Raw genomic sequence first — 15,750 nt, 5'->3', positions numbered from 1 at the left:
CATGCGTCTGCTGACGCTTCTGCTCGCGCTGACGCTCCCGCTCGCCGCCACGGCGGCTGAGAAGCTGACGGGCGAGCAGATCAACCGGGCCTTCACCGGGAACACCGTCAGTGGTCGTTATACCGGCGGTGGCTTCTTCACCGAGTACCACGATCCCGACGGGCGGGCGCTCGGCAATAATGGCTGGCAGGAGAACCGCGACGCCTGCTGGATCACCAAGGGCGATGCCGTTTGCTACTATTACGGCCCGCCGGAGGATCGGACGACGCATTGCTTCACCGTCGAGCTCACCGACCGACTCTATATCCTGCGCAACCTCGACAATGGCCGGATCAATGCGATTGCGACCGTCGAGCTCGCCAACCCGCGCAACCATACCGATGGCGGCAAGCCCTGGTATTGCGACGGGCTGATCTCGCGCGGGCCGCAGCTTCCGATGTCGCGGCGGGTGGCGGCACGGTGATCCGGCTCCGGACGATGGCGGTGCTGCTGGCCCTCTGCGTTGGCGCGACGACCGCTGATGCGGTCGAGCGTCTGACCGGCCAGGAGATCCGCCAGCTGTTCGAGGGCAACACCGTCGCCGGCCGCTATAGCAATGGACCGCCGTTCAGCGAGTATCATCACAAGGACGGGCGCGCGGCCGGCCATAACCGGCACGTGCCCAACACCGACGCCTGCTGGACGACAACGGATGACGCGGTCTGCTATTATTACGGCCCGCACCAGACGCGCCGAACCTATTGTTTCTGGGTCGAGCGCAGTGGCTCGCTCTATGTACTGAAGACCTATCGCACCGGCCGCATCAATGGCATCGCCACCATCCAGCCGGGCGATCCCGAGAAGCATGCCGACAAGACGCCTGCCTGGGATTGCGACGGATTGATCTCGAAGGCACCGCCGTCAGCGATGTCGCCGCGGATCGCCTTGCGATGAGGTTTCCGGCGCTTGCGCTGCTTGCCGGGCTCTCGGTGTGGGGAGGCACGGTGCTCGCCGTCGAGCGATTGACCGGCGAGCAGATGCGTCAGCTGGTCGAGGGCAGCACGGTGACCGGACGTTACAGCAGTGGCGGAACCTTCAGCGAGTACCATCACCAAGACGGGCGCGTGAGCGGCTACAACCGGGATCGGGAGGCACCGAACCGCGATGCCTGCTGGACCACGACGCAGGATGCGATCTGCTGTTATTACGGCCCGATCGAGACGCGCCAGACCCATTGCTTCACCGTCGAGCGCAGTGGCACGCTTTACGTCCCGCGCAGCGTCGTCAGCGGCAGCATCGTTGGGTTCTTCACCGTCCAGCCCGGCGATCCGCAGAAACATGCCGGCAAGGTTCCGGCCTGGTATTGCGACGGTCTGATCTCGCAAGGCCGCGGCCGGGAGCGGTTGGCCGGACGATGAGCGGGCAGGGGACGGGCTCGCCGGAAGCGCTTGGCGACGTCCTCGCCGAATTGCGGGCCTGCCGGATCTGCCGTGATGCGCCGCTCTACGGCCCGCCGCTGCCGCATCAGCCGCGTCCGGTGATCCAGGCTGAGGCGAGCGCCCGGCTGCTGATCGCGAGCCAGGCGCCGGGCACACGCGTCCACGCCAGCGGCAGGCCCTTCACCGACCGCTCCGGCGACCGTCTGCGCGACTGGCTCGGCCTCGACCATGCCCGCTTCTACGACGCTTCGCGTGTCGCGATCGTGCCGATGGGCCATTGCTTTCCCGGGCTGGACGCCAAGGGCGGCGACCTGCCGCCGCGTCGCGAATGTGCTCCAACCTGGCGGACGCGCGTGCTCGCGGCGCTGCCGAATATCGAGCTCGTGCTGGTGATCGGCCGCTATGCGCAAGCCTGGCATCTCGGGCCGAAGGCGGCGGCCGACCTGACTGCGACCGTCGCGGATTGGCGGACCATCTTCGCTGGGGAGCGCCAGCCGCGCATCCTGCCGCTGCCGCACCCCTCCTGGCGCAACAATGGCTGGCTCCGCAAGAACCCCTGGTTCGAAACCGAGCTGGTGCCGGTGCTGCGCGCCGAAGTGGTGCGGCTCGTGGGCTGAGCCTTACGGCTCCAGCCGCTTCAGCAGGCTCGAGGTGTCCCAGCGCCCGCCGCCGAGCTTCTGCACATCGGCGTAGAACTGGTCGACCAGCGCGGTGACGGGCAGGCGGGCGCTGTTGCGGCGGGCTTCGTCGAGCACGATGCCGAGATCCTTGCGCATCCAGTCGACGGCGAAGCCGAAATCGAACTTGTCGGCGTTCATCGTCTTGCCGCGGTTCTCCATCTGCCAGGAGCCGGCGGCGCCCTTCGAGATCACCTCCAGCATCGCCTCGACATCGAGCCCGGCACGCTTGGCGAAGTGGACGCCTTCGGACAAGCCCTGGACCAGGCCGGCAATGCAAATCTGGTTGACCATCTTGGTAAGCTGGCCGGAGCCGGCCGGCCCCATCAGCCTGCACATCCGGGCAAAGCTGGCGATCACCGGCTCGACCTTGGCGTAGACCGCCTGATCACCGCCGCACATCACGGTCAGCACGCCGTTCTCGGCGCCGGCCTGCCCGCCGGAGACCGGCGCGTCGATGAAGCCGAAGCCGGCTGCGGTCGCCGCGGCGTCGAGTTCGCGCGCGACATTGGCGGAAGCGGTGGTGTGGTCGACGAAGACCGTGCCCTTGCCCATCGCGGCGAAGGCGCCGTTCTCAGCCGTCGTCACCGAGCGCAGATCGTCGTCATTGCCGACGCAGCAGAACACGATCTCCTGGCCCTCGGCGGCCTGAGCTGGCGTCGGCGCATAGACGCCGCCATGCTGCGCCACCCATTTCTGCGCCTTCTCCGGCGAGCGGTTGTAGACCGTGACCTCATGGCCCTTGGCCTTGAGATGGCCGGCCATGGGATAGCCCATCACGCCGAGACCGAGGAAAGCGACTTTGGCCATGGGACTGCTCCGTTGAGGCTTATGGAGGTTCGGTCGGGCTTTAGCGCGTGCCTGCCGGGCTGGGAAGTCGCGCCGGCGTGATAGCACCGATCTGCAATCCTGATCGGCGGTGAGAGCCGAATGCTTGCCGCCCTCGCCGAAATCCGGCAGGAACCCGGCATGACCATCACCAATGACGAAGAGCTTCAGGGCCTGCGCGAGATCGGCCGCATCGTCGCCGATACGCTGGCGGCGATGGGCAAGGCGCTCGAGCCGGGCATGACCACGGCCGAGCTTGATGCGATCGGCCGCGACATGCTCGAACGGCACGGTGCGCAATCGGCCCCCGAGACCGTCTACGGCTTCCCGGGTGCCACCTGCATCAGCATCAACGAGGAGGTCGCGCACGGCATTCCCGGCGAACGCCGGATCCTGGCGGGCGATCTCATAAACATCGACGTTTCCGCCGAGAAGGCCGGCTATTTCTCCGACACGGGCGCGTCCTTCACGGTGCCGCCGGTCGATCGCCGCATCGAGAAGCTGTGCCGCGACGGTAAGCGCGCCCTCTGGGCCGGGCTCGGCCAGGTCGGGGCCGGCAAGCCGATCGCCGGAATCGGCGAGGCGGTCGGCCGCTTCGCGCAGAAGAATGGCTATACGCTGGTGCGCAACCTCGCCAGCCACGGCATCGGCCGCTCGCTGCACGAGGAGCCGAAGGAGATCGCGACCTGGCCCGAGCGCTCGGAGCGCCGCACCATGCACAAGGGGCTGGTCTTCACGGTCGAGCCGTTCCTGTCGCTGGGGGCGGACTGGGCCGAGCATGCCGAGGGCGACCGCTGGACGCTCTATTCCGAGCCGCGCGCCCCGACGGTCCAGTACGAGCACACCGTGGTCGCGACGACCAATGGCCCGCTGGTCCTGACCCTGCCAGGCTGAGCGGTCAGGCGCTCACCGCAACGCCATATGCCGTGTCAGCCTGATCTCGATCCGATCCCAGACCCGGCGGATGATCTCGGTCAGCGCGAGATAGATCAGCGCCGCATAGAGATAGATCGACAGGTCGAAGGAGCGCGCGAAGGCGAGGCGGGTCGCGCCCATCAGGTCGAATAGCGTCACCAGCGAGGCGATGGCGCTCGCCTTGATCATCACGATCAATTCGTTGCCGAGCGGGCGCAGCGCCAGGATCATCGCCTGCGGCAGGATCACCCGGCGCAAAGTCGCCCAGCGATGCAGGCCGAGCGCCAGCGCCCCCTCGAACTGGCCGCGCGGGATCGACTGGATCGCGCCGCGCAGGATCTCGGCCTGATAGGCGGCGGTGTTGATGGTGAAGGTGAAGAGCGCGCAGTAGAATGGCTCGCGGAAGAACCACCACAGGCCGATATCCTGCCAGAACAGCCGGAACTGGCCGAAGCCGTAATAGACCAGGAAGAGCTGGCAGAGCAGCGGTGTGCCGCGGAAGAAGGTGGTGTAGCCGTTGATCGCGATCTGCGCCCAGCGCGGGCCGTAGAGCCGGGCTATTGCAAGGCCGATCGCGAGCACGAAGCCGAACGCGACCGAGAGCACGACCAGCTGGAAGGTGAGCCCCAGGCCGTTCGCCATGCGGCAGCCATAGTTCTGCAGGACCTCGCTGCCGATCAGGTAGCCGGGATATTCGCACCAGTTCATCGCGTCGCTCCGCCGAAGGCGGCGAAGCCGCGATTGGTGCGCTGCTCGAGCCTGCCGATGCCCCAGGCCGAGACCAGCGAGAAGAAGAAGTAGAGCATCATCGCCGTGCCGAAGAACAGGAACGGCTCCTTGGTCACGACATTGGCGCGCGTCGCGATGAACATGATGTCCTGCAGCGTGATTACCGAGATCAGCGAGGTCTCCTTCAGCAGCACCATCCAGTTGTTGCCGAGGCCGGGCAGCGCGACACGGATCAATTGCGGGAAGACGACGAGCCGGAAGGCCTGCGCCTTCGACAGGCCGAGCGCCGAAGCGGCCTCGCGCTGGCCCTTCTGGATCGAGTTCAGTGCGCCGACCCAGACCTCACTGGAGAAGGCGGCGAGCACCATGCCGAGCGCGACCATGCCGGCGACGAAGGGCGGGATCGAGAAGCCGCTCCAGACCTTCTGCACCAGCACCTGGATGCCGAAATAGATGATGTAGAGCGTCAGCAGCTCGGGCACGCCGCGAAAGACGGTGGTGTAGATCGTCGCCAGCGAGCGCAGCAGCACGCTGTCGGAGCGCTTCCACAGCGCGATGATCAGGCCGAGCGCCAGGCCGAAGGGCAGGGTCGCGAGCGCGACCGAGATGGTGTTGGCCGCGCCTTGCAGCAGGGCCCAGCCCCAGCCGCCGGGGCCGAAGCCGAGCAGTGCGAGTTTGTCGAACATGGGAAGGGCCGGCGCGCGAGGGAGAAATGCCCGCCGGCCCGAGACGGCCGGCGGGTGGCGTCAGCAGGCGTCAGATCACTCGTACTTGAACCACTTGTCCTCGAGCTTCTTCAGCGAGCCGTCGGCGACGGTCTCGGCGATCGCCTTGTTGACCAGGTCCTTCAGCGCGGTGTCGGCCTTGCGCACCGCGCCGGCGACGCCCGCACCATGGATCGCGTCGTCGCGAGTCACTTCGGCGATGCGCTTGCAGCAGTCCTTGCCCTGTCCCTTCAGGAAGTCGGCGAGGGCGAGCGCGTCGGCGACGATGTAGTCGAGGCGGCCGTTGAGCAGGTCGAGATTGGCTTCTTCCTGGGTCGGATAGAGGCGCGCCGTCGAGTCCTTGTAGAACTTCTCGACATAGTTGGCGTGGATGGTCGAGCCCTGCGCGCCGATCGACTTGCCCTTCAAGGTGGCGGGCGAGATGTCGTTCGAGGCGGTGCTCTTGGGGCCGATCATCCAGATCGGCGTCTTGCTGTAGGGCGTAGTGAAGTCGACCTGCTTCTTGCGTTCCTCGGTGGCGTTCATGCCGGCGAGGATGATGTCGTATTTGTTCGCCTGCAGCGCCGGGATGATGCCGTCCCAGTCCTGCACCACCCAGCTGCACTTCACCTTCATCTTCTCGCAGAGAAGGTTGCCGTAATCGATCTCGAAGCCTTCCAGCTCCTTCTTGGCGTTGAGGTTGTTGTAGGGCGGATAGGCGCCCTCCGTGCCGATTCGGATTTCCTTCCATTCCTTCGCCTGGGCGAGCGCGCCCGTAGCGCCGGCGACCGTGAGCGCCGCGGCTGCGACGAATTTTGCGAAACCTTTCATGGGACCTCCCCTTGGATCTGGCCGGCCGGGCGTTTCGAGTTCCCGTATCGGCTTGTGCGCGACAGCTTGTGCGATCATCGGGGCGGGCCGCAAGTAGGCTCTTGCAGCTTTTCCGAGCGTGCCCGCACAAGGATCGTGCAAGGCAAGGCGCTGTTCTCGTTGTTGAAATCGGACCGTAGTGACGAATTCCCGCTGCCGCGGCCGAGGCGGCTGCACACGGATTTTGTCGCTTGGGTTAGCGTGCTCCTGCTGCGAAGGCCCTGCCGCAGCGTTTCGGCTGCCGATCCGGCGCGTTGTTCAGCACGCAGGCTTGCCCTTCGGGCACGGTCGCATTCATGGCGTTCTCCCTCGTTTCCCCGAGGGTAGGGCCGTGCAGACAGCCGAGGCGGGTCGCCTCGGTCCGGTGTCGCAGCCGAATCTGTCGCGAGAGCGACAGATTCGGACAGCTGGGAGCCGCATCTCAGCGGCGGGCGATCGGGATGACGAGATAGACCATGCCGAGCACCATCGGCGGCACGGCGAGCGCCGTCACCGACCAGGTTGACCAGCCGGCCGTCACCGGCGCCAGCGCGACCAGGATCAGGTTGATCAGCAGATAGGCGCCCAGCATCAGTGTTCCTAAGAAGCGCAGGCGGGCGAGGATAGGGTTGCGGGCAAGGGTGGTCATGGGCATCTCCTTAACGGAACGTTCCGTTTCGTTGATATTGATAGATACGGACCGTTTCGATATCAACGTCTCTGCTGCAAGATCGCGCTTGCAGCAGGCACGCTTGCAAGGCGTGCGCGAAAGCGCTGTCGCAAAGAGCGAAGGAGAGGAGGGCGATCATGAAGGTTGCGAAAGCCGCGACACCACCTCGCCGGGCTTCGATCGGCGCGCGGCGCAACCCGGCCTCGCAGGCCGCGATCCTCGCCGCCGCCCGCGCCGTGCTGGCGGAGGACGGCTATGCCGGATTCTCGATCGACGCGGTCTCGCGCCGGGCTGGCGCCGGCAAGCCGACGATCTATCGCTGGTGGAAGAACCGCGCCGATCTGCTGATGGAGGTCTATGCGGCGGAAAAGGCGGGCATCAGGTCGGTGCCGAGCGGCGATCTCGCTCGCGACCTCATCGAGCACACCAGCGCGCTCTGGGGCTTCTGGTGCGGCACGCCGTCGGGACGCACCTTCCGTGCGCTTCTCGCCGAAGCACAGAGCGATCCCGAGGCGCTCGCCGCCCTGCGCGAGAAATTCCTGCCCGAGCGGCTGCAGGATGTGCGCGGCCTCTTCGCTGCGGCAGCGTCACGCGGCGACATCCCGGCAGAGGAAATTGAGGCCAGGCTATCGCTCTATATCGGCTTCAACTGGTTCTATGTGCTGACCGACCAGCTCGAAGCCGGACAGGCCTCGATTCCGACCGCGATGCGCCTGATCGCGGCGCCGACAAGGCGCTGAGATCAGGCGCTGGCAGCGGCTGCCCTGGTGCGGCCCTTCGCATCCCACGCCGTCACCAGCCAGATCGCGAGGCCCGCGAGCGCGAGGCCGGTGCCGACCCAGCCGGTCGAGGTCCAGCCATGGCCGGCGGCGATCGCCATGCCGCCGAGCCAGGGGCCGAGCGCATTGGCGGTGTTGAAGGCGCTGTGGTTCAGCGCCGCCGCCAGCGTCTGTGCATCCTGCGCCACGTCCATCAGCCTGGTCTGCAAGGGCGTGCCGAGCCCGCCGCCACAGCCGATCATGAAGGCGACCACCGAGATCGCCCAGATATTGCCGGCGGCGAAGGGATAGAGCGCCAACGAGCCGGCGGTCCAGAGCAGGATGATCGCGATCGAGGCCATCAGCATCCGGTCCGCCAGCCAGGCGGATGCCAAGGTGCCGAAGGTCAGGCCGAGGCCGAAGATCGCCAGCACGACCGGCACCATCGCCGGCGCGACCTGCGTCACCTCGATCAGCGTCGAGGCGATGTAGGTATAGACCGCGAAGAGGCCGCCGAAGCCGACCGCGCCGATCGCCAGCGTCAGCCAGACCTGGCGATGGCGCAGCGCACCGAGCTCGCGCAGCGCGCTGGCGCCGGGCTGCGGCTTGTCCTTCGGCGCGAACAGCGCGATCAGAATCACCGTCGTCAGTGCGAGTGCCGTGACGACGCCAAAACCCCAGCGCCAGCCGAGCACCTGGCCGAGCCAGTTCGCCAGCGGCACGCCGAGGATGGTCGCGATCGTCAGCCCGAGCATGACCCGCGCCACTGCGAGCGCGCGCCGGTTCGCCGGCACCAGCGAGGCCGCGACCAGCGCCGCGACGCCGAAATAGGCGCCGTGCGGCAGCCCGCTGAGGAAGCGGAACAGCAGCATCCAGCCATAGCTGGGAGCGAGCGCCGAAAGGCCGTTGCCGAGCGCAAAGGCCGCCATCAGCGCGATCAGGAGCGTCCGGCGCGAAAGCTTCGTCGCCAGCACCGCGATGATCGGAGCGCCGACCACCACGCCAGCGGCATAGACGCTGATCACATGCCCGGCCGTCGGCTCGTCGATCCCCAGGCCCACCGAAAAATAGGGCAGCAGGCTCATCACTGCGAACTCGGCCGTGCCGATGGCGAAGCCGCCCATCGCCAAAGCGAACAGGACGAGGCCGACACGCGGCGTGGCAGTGGAGCGGGCAGGGCGCGCGAACGCGTCTCCCGTGCTCGAGAGGCTCATGACGATGGTCCGGTCGGATTGTTTTATGATGCTGCGCCCAGCGACGCATTGCACCGCAGCATATGACCTAGATCATGCATGAATCGCAAGCGCCCGCGCACTCAACTCGACGCGAGCAGAAGAGCCATGCTGGTGGCGCATGGCTCCTGCCAAGTCGTAAGGACTTCAAAGCAAGACGGTCCGGCCCAGACCCTGCCGCGTGGCCTCGCGGAAAGCGAGGTCGGCCGCCACCATGTCCTCCATGGCGACACCCATCGCCTTGTAGATGGTGATCTGCCGGTCCGATGTTCGTCCCGGCCGCCGTCCCAGCAGCATCTCGCCCAGGTCGGTGCCGGCCTCCGGATCAACATCGGCAAGCTCGCAGCAGCCCACCGGGGTCGGCGCGAAGGCGTCCCGCGCCTCGACGAAGAGGCTGCCGCGCCGGATCAGGTCGATCGGCAGTTCGCCGCCGGGTGGCGCGACGCCGACCGAGGACACATGCGTTCCCGGTCGAACCCAGTCGGCGGATATCGCCGGAACATAGGAGTGCGTCGCGAGGCAGACTACGTCCGACGAGCGCACCGCAACCTCCAGATCCGCGACGGCAGTGACGCCCGGGTGGCGTGAGGCCAGCGCCTGCGCATCGGCGAAATTCTTCGAGAACACCCGAATCTCCTCGAAGTCGCGAACCAGCGGCAGCAGCCGGAGGTGCTGGCTCGCCTGGACGCCAGCGCCGACGACGGTCGCGACCTTGGCATCGCGCCTGGCGAGCTCCCGCACCGAGAGGGCGGCCGAGCCGGAGGTGCGCACGGCCGTGATATAGGTCCCGTCCATGATGCAGACCGGCATTCCCGTGTCGGGATCGAAGAGATGGATCGTCGCGAGATGGCTGGGCATGCCTCTGGCGATGTTGCCTTCGAAGACATTGACCAGCTTCACGGTCAAATGCATGCCGCTCATCCAGCCGGGCATCGCCAGCGAATAGCCCGCGCCGGGGATGTCGAGTTGCGGCCGCGCCGGGTTGACGACTCGCCCGTCGGAGAGCGCCTTGAACCCGTCCGACAGCGCATCGAGTAGCATGCGCAGGTCGATACATCCTTGGATGTCCGTCTCGCTCAGCGAGAGGATCTTGATCTCGCCCTTGGCGTGATTGCTCGAAGCAGCTTGTGTTTGGTCCATCACGTCGCTCGTCTTTTTCCGGTCAGGCATCGAGTGCCATTCAAACCGTATTGCCGCGAACTGGTGCGATAAAATATGATATTTTCGATTATTTAGCGTGATTATCACGCATAGATCCTGGCAAAAGCGTGAGTTCTGAAATGAGTGATCTCGATCGTGTCGACCGCCTGCTGCTCGGGCTATTGCAGGAGGACGGTCGCAGGACCGTGCTCGATCTCGCCCAGCGCGTCGGGCTGTCGCCGACCGGCGCCTCGCAGCGGATCAAGCGCCTGTTCAGCGAAGGTTTCATCCGCGCCGTGCGGGCGGTGCTCGAGCCGTCGAAGATCGGGCGTGGCACGCTCGTCTTCATCGAGGTCAGGCTCGATCACACGGCCCCGCATGTCTTCGACCGCTTCGCCGAGGCCGTCGCGAAGGCGCCCGAAATCATCGAGTGCCATATGGTGATCGGCGGCTTCGACTATCTGGTCAAAGCCCGCATCGCCGACATGGCGACGTTTCAGGAGTTCCTGCAGCGGGTCATCCTGCCGCTTCCGGGCGTCAGAGAAACGCATAGCTACGCCTCGATCGGCGATGTGAAGCCCGATGCGCTGTTGCCGCTTTGACGCCGGCTTAATCGTCCAGCAGCGGATAGCCTTCGAAATCTTTCAGCGCCTTGAGTGCGAAGGTGGTCGCGATGCGCGCGATGCCGAGCTGGTTGTCGGCGAGCCAGGCACCGGTCAGTTCCTCATAGGCCGCCAGCGAGCTCGCGACGATGCGCGCGAGATAATCGGCGTCGCCGCTGATCACCAGGAGCTCGACCACGTCCGGGCAGGCGCGCAGCACCTTCTCGATCCGCTCGCGCCGGCCGACCGAATGATCGCGCAGCGAGATCTGCGCGAAGGCGATGATGGCGTGGCCGGCGAGCTCGGGCGAGAGCCTGGCGCTATAGCCGGCGATCAGCCCGGAAGCCTCCAGCCGGCGCATCCGTTCCAGGCAGGGCCGGGCCGAGAGCCCGACCCGTTCCGACAGGGCCTGGTTGGTGATCCGGCCCTCCGCCCGCAGGATCGCGATGATCTGGCGGTCGATCGCGTCGAGCTGGAGCGCCTTGCGCTTCACGGCCTGCCTTTGCTGGCGGCCCGGGCCTCGGCGATCAGGCAGAGTTCGAGGAACAGCACCTGCGCCGCACATTGCGCCGTGTTGCTGGTCGCGTCGTATTGCGGGGCGACCTCGACCACGTCGGCGGCGACGATGTTCTGACCCTTCAGGCCGCGCAGGATCGCAAGCGCCTCGCGCGGGGTGAGTCCACCGACCTCGGGCGTGCCGGTGCCGGGCGCGAAGGCGGGGTCGAGCGAATCGACGTCGAAGGAGACGTAAGTCGGCCCATCGCCGATCACGGCGAGCGCCTTGGCGATGACGGCGTCGAGACCCATGCGGTCGACCTCGTCGGCATGGATCACGGTCATGCCGGACTCGTAGGAGAACTCCCAGAGATATTCGGCGCCGCCGCGAATGCCGATCTGGATGACGCGCTCGGGATCGAGCACGCCGTCGAGCACGGCCTGCCGGAACGGCCCGCCATGATGGAACTTGGAGCCTTCATACGGACCGGACGTGTCGCAATGCGCGTCGATATGGACCATGCCGACCGGCCGCTTCTCGCCGACGGCCTTCAGGATCGGATAGGTGATCGAATGGTCGCCGCCGACGCCGAGCGTCGAGACGCCGGCCTTCACGATCTGCTTGAAGGTCGCCTCGATGTCCTCATGGCAGCTCTCCAGCGAATAGCGCGAGCGGAACGGCACGTCGCCGATATCGGCGGCCTTGATCAGGTTGAACGGCGCGGTGCCGTTGACATGGTCCATTGGTCCCATGCGCTCGACGGCGCGCACCGCGCGCGGGCCGAGGCGCGTACCGGCGCGGTTGGTGACGCCGAGATCCATCGGCAGGCCGATGATCGCGACGTCGAGTCCGCCGAGATCGGGCTTGCTCAGCGCGTCCGGTCGATAGGGTGCGTTGATGAAGGTCGCGACGTCGGAGAACGGCCATTTGCGCCGGTCGCCCTGGAACTGGCCGGCGGCGACCTTGGCGAAGCGGGGATCATGGATGTCGGCGCCGCTCGCCCCGGCATAGCGCGCCCTGAGTTTCGCGAGTTTATCCTGGTCCATCGCTTGGTCCCCGAGGTTTGAGCCAGCCGCGATAATGCGCGAGCAGGCCGAAGAAGGGCAAAATCAGCTTCACGTCGAAACGGAAGCGGCCATCGGCGTCAACCGTCTCATACGCCTCGGCGGATGGCATGAGAACGCGTGGCAGGCGCAGGCCGAAGACGCGCCAGGCGGCGATCGGCAGTGCGAGCCCCTCCCGGTTTCCCGCCGCGGCAAGCGTGAAGGAGAACGGGCCGAAGGCCTCGCGCAGCTCGCCATTGCGATCGAGGCTCAGGCGCGATTGGAAGCGCTGGCCGGCGAAGTTGCGGGTCCAGACCTCGCAGTCGTCATCGAACGAATCGCCCCTGCTGACGCTGACCGTCACCGGCAGTTCGCTTCCGGCCGCTGGCAGGCCGAAGAACCGGCAGAGCAGGGTGATCGCCCGCCCCTGGCCGCGCGCGACCTCGGCCCGGCCTTGCCAGACCGGCTCGGCCTCGGCGGCGTGGAAGGTCCGGATCGCTGCCGGCATCATCGCCAAAGCCTGCGCGCCGAGCACCGTCTCGAACAGGGCTGGGCCGACGCTACGCTCGTCCTGGCTGGTGCTGATCGCGTAGGGCGCCATCTCGGCCTCGATCGCAGCGAGATCGAGCGCTTCGGCGGCCGAGCGTGCGCCGGGAGTGATCGTGTCCGCAAGGAGAGCACGCACTGCCGCGGCCGCCGCCAGCGTCGGCACCTGCGGGCCGTCATCGTTCTCGGCCAGCAGCGACCAATAGGCCCGGCGTGGCCGTCCTTTCGCATCGATGCCGGAGATCGCGACCCGCATGCCGCCGCGATCCGAGGTCCAAAGGCGCGTGATCCTCCGCGCCTTGACGAGATAGGGCACGAGTGGCGCGAGATCGGTGACCCAGCCGCGGCGGCGGAGCCAGGCGAGCAGCGCCAGTCCCCATTGTTCGATGCCTGCCTCCAGCCCGGCAGAGAAGCTGACGCGCGACTGGACGGAGAGGGCAGGGCCGAGCGTCTCGGCGTCGACGGTCTCGACCGGCGCGACCCGCCGCGGGCCGAGGTCGGGCATGTCGATGACCGCACCGAGGTCCCATGCCGGCGTGGTCTGCAATTCGCCTTCGCGCCAGAGCGGCACAGGCCTGCCGGCATAGCTCAGGACCGCGGCGATGACCGAGGGGCCGACCTCGCTGCGCCCGCCCGGCGTGATCGCGATGTCGATGCTGTCGAGCCGCTCCCAGCCTTCGCTCAGCTCGCGCGCCGCCGCGGCCGAGAGCGCCGGGGTCGAGCTCGCGCCGGCGAGTGCGCTGAGGCCACGCTGCTTTGCGAGCGCGTCGAGCTGCAGGCCGTAGCCGGCGAGGTAGCCGCGCGCATCGGCGAGGTCGACGACATGGGCGCCGAGCAGGAGCGCCGCGGTCGGCACCTCGTAGCCCTGTTGCTGGAACGGCCCGGAGGCGTCGATCACCAGCCAGGGCTTCAGGGAGGCAAGGGAGGCGACGAGGTCCCTGTCGCGATCGAGCCCAGCGCCGCTGACCGGCACGCTCGCTTCCGTCGCCAGCTCCTTCGCCAATGCCTGGGCCTTGTCGGCGCTGCGCGAGGTCAGCACCAGGTCGAGCCCCTCCATGCGCGCGAGATGGCGCGCCAGCCGCCCGCCGAAGACGCCGGTCGCGCCGATCAGCACGACGCGCTTCATGGGCTGTCCGGCAAGGTGAAGCGGTGCCGCGTCGCCGGATCTGGCATCTCGCACGAGTCCTTGCGGCCGAAGAGCCGGTAGCGATTGCGGGCGACACCATCGTAGAGCCAGTCGCGCCAGCGTTTCGGCAGCGCCCGCCCGAGCAATAGCAGGCGTGCCGGCCCGCCCAGATGACGGGTCAGCGCCAGCACGCCATCGGACTTCGACAGCGCCCGGCCGTTCTCGATGAAGAGGAAGCTGTCAGGCTCCTCCGGGTCGATGCCATGCGCCTGCGCCAGCTCGCTGCCTTCGCGCGACTGGATCGCGACGAAGCGGATGGCGTGGTCGCGCTCATGCCGCAGCGTGTAGCGCACGCCGCCGGAGCAGAGCACGCAGACGCCGTCATAGAGCCAGATCGGGGCGGTGACGCTGGGCATCGGGCCTCATTCGGCAAGAGGTTGACCGGGCGGGGAAAAAGTTCCATGCGCTTCCTGCGCAGCCGTGCCATGCTCTGCGTGCAATTGTCGAGCGACCTGCGACGGTTGACGATCTTGCAACGATTGGGGGAGTGCTGCGCAAATCTTGTGCAAGTATAGATTCGAGGCGAGCCGACTAACCGTGGGTCAACCCGGGCCGCCGCCTCCGATCATCGCTGCATCACACCAAGGTCGTCCTACAAACGTCGCTCGCTTCGGTGCTATTGCTGCCGGAGCGCGGCGAAGAACGTCGAAACGAGGAGATGTCCCATATGAAGCGTCGTCAGTTCCTGCAGGTCGCCGGTGCCGGTGCGGCCGCATCCGCTGTCGCCATGCCGGCGGTCGCGCAGTCCAATCCCGAGGTGAAGTGGCGCCTGGCGTCGAGCTTCCCGAAATCGCTCGATACGATCTATGGCGGCGCCGAGGTCATGGCCAAGATGGTCTCCGAGCTGACCGACGGCAAGTTCCAGATCCAGGTCTTCGCTGCCGGCGAGATCGTGCCCGCCCTGCAGGCGGCCGACGCGGTCAGCAACAACACCGTCGAGATGGCCCACACCGTCTCGTATTACTATGTCGGCAAGGATCCGACCTTCGCGATCGCGGCGTCCGTGCCGTTCGGTCTCAATGCCCGCCAGCAGAATGCCTGGCTGTTCCAGGGCGGCGGCAACGAGCTGTTCAACGAGTTCTACAAGAAGTTCAACATCTACGGTCTGCCCTGCGGCAACACCGGCGCCCAGATGGGCGGCTGGTTCCGCAAGGAGATCAAGAGCGTCGCCGACATCAACGGCCTGAAGATGCGCATCGGCGGCATCGCCGGCTCGGTCCTGCAGAAGCTCGGCCTCGTGCCGCAGCAGATCGGCGGCGGCGACATCTATCCGGCGCTGGAGAAGGGCACGATCGACGGCGCCGAGTGGGTCGGCCCCTATGACGACGAGAAGCTCGGCTTCTCGAAGGTCGCGCCCTACTACTACTATCCGGGCTTCTGGGAGGGCGGCCCCTGCGTCCACGCCTTCGTCAATCTGGAGAAGTGGAACGCGCTGCCGAAGGCCTATCAGGCTGCACTGACGGCCGCCTGCACCTATGCCAACACCCAGATGGCGGCGAAGTATGACGTCCAGAACCCGGCGGCTCTGAAGCGTCTCGTCGGCGCCGGCACGCAGCTGCGTCCGTTCCCGCAGGACGTGATGGAAGCCTCGCTCAAGGCCTCGAACGAGCTCTATGCCGAGATCTCGGCCAAGAACGCCGACTTCAAGAAGGCGATCGACGCCATGGTCGCCTTCCGCGGCGACCAGTATCTCTGGTGGCAGGTGGCGGAGCTGACCTTCGACATCTTCCAGGTGCGCAATCGCGCCACGAAGTAACGAGCGCCGCCAGGCAGCGACATGACGCGAAGCCCGGCCGCAAGGCCGGGCTTTTTTCATTTGGCGCGACCAGCGCTGCCGGATGGTGCGCCGATGCCAAGGCCAGTTAGACAAAATGCCTATGCGGAAACTGCATGGGCGTCATGTGTTGAGCTTGCGCTCGCGGCGCAGATCGCCTTTGCTGACGCTCTTGCGCGCGAA

Annotated in this window: 19 protein-coding genes; 8 read left to right on the top strand and 11 right to left on the bottom strand. The window is 66.8% G+C overall.

Translation table 11 applies throughout. The features are described 5' to 3' along the window. The first annotated feature begins 1 nt into the window (after position 1). The 4 genes from AC07O0_RS26205 to AC07O0_RS26190 are packed head-to-tail and all read left to right on the top strand — an operon-like array spanning position 2 to position 2,035. On the top strand, positions 2 to 463 hold the full coding sequence (locus AC07O0_RS26205) for a hypothetical protein (protein ID WP_494627134.1): 462 nt from the start codon (positions 2 to 4) through the stop codon (positions 461 to 463). Then, on the top strand, positions 460 to 933 hold the full coding sequence (locus AC07O0_RS26200) for a hypothetical protein (protein ID WP_494627133.1): 474 nt from the start codon (positions 460 to 462) through the stop codon (positions 931 to 933). Before AC07O0_RS26205 ends, AC07O0_RS26200 begins: the two co-directional genes overlap by 4 nt. Beyond that, positions 930 to 1,397, top strand: coding sequence for a hypothetical protein (locus tag AC07O0_RS26195; protein WP_494627132.1), 468 nt, complete (start codon positions 930 to 932; stop codon positions 1,395 to 1,397). The genes AC07O0_RS26200 and AC07O0_RS26195 overlap by 4 nt, the downstream gene beginning before the upstream one ends. Next, the gene (locus AC07O0_RS26190) at positions 1,394 to 2,035 is read left to right on the top strand and encodes a uracil-DNA glycosylase family protein (protein ID WP_494627130.1); all 642 of its coding nucleotides are present in this window, start codon (positions 1,394 to 1,396) and stop codon (positions 2,033 to 2,035) included. The genes AC07O0_RS26195 and AC07O0_RS26190 overlap by 4 nt, the downstream gene beginning before the upstream one ends. 3 nt (positions 2,036 to 2,038) lie before the next feature. Here AC07O0_RS26190 and AC07O0_RS26185 read toward each other — a convergent pair whose 3' ends face one another. Continuing rightward, the gene (locus AC07O0_RS26185; RefSeq protein ID WP_494627129.1) at positions 2,039 to 2,905 is read right to left on the bottom strand and encodes an NAD(P)-dependent oxidoreductase; all 867 of its coding nucleotides are present in this window, start codon (positions 2,903 to 2,905) and stop codon (positions 2,039 to 2,041) included. A 159-nt stretch (positions 2,906 to 3,064) separates the two neighbouring features. Here AC07O0_RS26185 and map point away from each other — a divergent pair, with 159 nt between their 5' ends. Next, on the top strand, positions 3,065 to 3,817 hold the full coding sequence (gene map, locus AC07O0_RS26180; RefSeq protein ID WP_494627191.1) for a type I methionyl aminopeptidase: 753 nt from the start codon (positions 3,065 to 3,067) through the stop codon (positions 3,815 to 3,817). Positions 3,818 to 3,829: 12 nt separating this feature from the next. Here map and AC07O0_RS26175 read toward each other — a convergent pair whose 3' ends face one another. From AC07O0_RS26175 to AC07O0_RS26160, 4 genes are all read right to left on the bottom strand, one after another. Continuing rightward, positions 3,830 to 4,546 carry an ABC transporter permease gene (locus AC07O0_RS26175; RefSeq protein WP_494627127.1) on the bottom strand — a complete coding sequence of 239 codons (717 nt, stop codon included), beginning with the start codon at positions 4,544 to 4,546 and terminating at the stop codon, positions 3,830 to 3,832. After that, positions 4,543 to 5,253, bottom strand: coding sequence for an ABC transporter permease (locus AC07O0_RS26170; RefSeq protein ID WP_494627126.1), 711 nt, complete (start codon positions 5,251 to 5,253; stop codon positions 4,543 to 4,545). The genes AC07O0_RS26175 and AC07O0_RS26170 overlap by 4 nt, the downstream gene beginning before the upstream one ends. Positions 5,254 to 5,328: 75 nt before the next feature. Then, positions 5,329 to 6,102 carry a transporter substrate-binding domain-containing protein gene (locus AC07O0_RS26165; RefSeq protein ID WP_494627124.1) on the bottom strand — a complete coding sequence of 258 codons (774 nt, stop codon included), beginning with the start codon at positions 6,100 to 6,102 and terminating at the stop codon, positions 5,329 to 5,331. A 460-nt stretch (positions 6,103 to 6,562) separates the two neighbouring features. Further along, positions 6,563 to 6,769 carry a hypothetical protein gene (locus AC07O0_RS26160; RefSeq protein ID WP_494627122.1) on the bottom strand — a complete coding sequence of 69 codons (207 nt, stop codon included), beginning with the start codon at positions 6,767 to 6,769 and terminating at the stop codon, positions 6,563 to 6,565. A 158-nt stretch (positions 6,770 to 6,927) separates the two neighbouring features. On the opposite strand from AC07O0_RS26160, the gene AC07O0_RS26155 reads away from it, so the two are divergent. Further along, positions 6,928 to 7,530, top strand: a complete 603-nt coding sequence (locus AC07O0_RS26155; protein WP_494627120.1) for a TetR/AcrR family transcriptional regulator — start codon at positions 6,928 to 6,930, stop codon at positions 7,528 to 7,530. Positions 7,531 to 7,532: 2 nt separating this feature from the next. Here AC07O0_RS26155 and AC07O0_RS26150 read toward each other — a convergent pair whose 3' ends face one another. Beyond that, positions 7,533 to 8,762 (bottom strand): MFS transporter, encoded by a 1,230-nt coding sequence (locus tag AC07O0_RS26150; RefSeq protein WP_494627118.1) that lies wholly within the window; start codon positions 8,760 to 8,762, stop codon positions 7,533 to 7,535. A 165-nt stretch (positions 8,763 to 8,927) separates the two neighbouring features. Further along, complete coding sequence (locus AC07O0_RS26145) at positions 8,928 to 9,920, bottom strand: ornithine cyclodeaminase family protein (RefSeq protein ID WP_494627117.1); 993 nt, start codon at positions 9,918 to 9,920, stop codon at positions 8,928 to 8,930. A gap of 140 nt (positions 9,921 to 10,060) precedes the next feature. Here AC07O0_RS26145 and AC07O0_RS26140 point away from each other — a divergent pair, with 140 nt between their 5' ends. Then, a complete protein-coding gene (locus AC07O0_RS26140) occupies positions 10,061 to 10,522 on the top strand; it encodes an Lrp/AsnC family transcriptional regulator (protein WP_436152454.1) in 462 nt (153 codons plus the stop codon). 7 nt (positions 10,523 to 10,529) lie between these two features. Here AC07O0_RS26140 and AC07O0_RS26135 read toward each other — a convergent pair whose 3' ends face one another. The 4 genes from AC07O0_RS26135 to AC07O0_RS26120 are packed head-to-tail and all read right to left on the bottom strand — an operon-like array spanning position 10,530 to position 14,149. Further along, a complete protein-coding gene (locus AC07O0_RS26135) occupies positions 10,530 to 11,015 on the bottom strand; it encodes an Lrp/AsnC family transcriptional regulator (RefSeq protein WP_494627115.1) in 486 nt (161 codons plus the stop codon). Then, positions 11,012 to 12,064, bottom strand: a complete 1,053-nt coding sequence (gene speB / locus AC07O0_RS26130) for an agmatinase (protein WP_494627113.1) — start codon at positions 12,062 to 12,064, stop codon at positions 11,012 to 11,014. The genes AC07O0_RS26135 and speB overlap by 4 nt, the downstream gene beginning before the upstream one ends. Then, complete coding sequence (locus tag AC07O0_RS26125) at positions 12,051 to 13,733, bottom strand: saccharopine dehydrogenase family protein (protein WP_494627111.1); 1,683 nt, start codon at positions 13,731 to 13,733, stop codon at positions 12,051 to 12,053. The genes speB and AC07O0_RS26125 overlap by 14 nt, the downstream gene beginning before the upstream one ends. Further along, positions 13,730 to 14,149, bottom strand: coding sequence for a thiol-disulfide oxidoreductase DCC family protein (locus AC07O0_RS26120; RefSeq protein ID WP_494627109.1), 420 nt, complete (start codon positions 14,147 to 14,149; stop codon positions 13,730 to 13,732). The genes AC07O0_RS26125 and AC07O0_RS26120 overlap by 4 nt, the downstream gene beginning before the upstream one ends. Positions 14,150 to 14,460: 311 nt before the next feature. On the opposite strand from AC07O0_RS26120, the gene AC07O0_RS26115 reads away from it, so the two are divergent. After that, complete coding sequence (locus AC07O0_RS26115; RefSeq protein ID WP_494627107.1) at positions 14,461 to 15,549, top strand: TRAP transporter substrate-binding protein; 1,089 nt, start codon at positions 14,461 to 14,463, stop codon at positions 15,547 to 15,549. The last annotated feature ends 201 nt before the right edge of the window (positions 15,550 to 15,750 follow it).

The sequence above is a fragment of the Allobosea sp. GW821-FHT10B12 genome, assembly GCF_059415545.1.
This window is presented reverse-complemented; position numbering and strand designations above follow the sequence as displayed.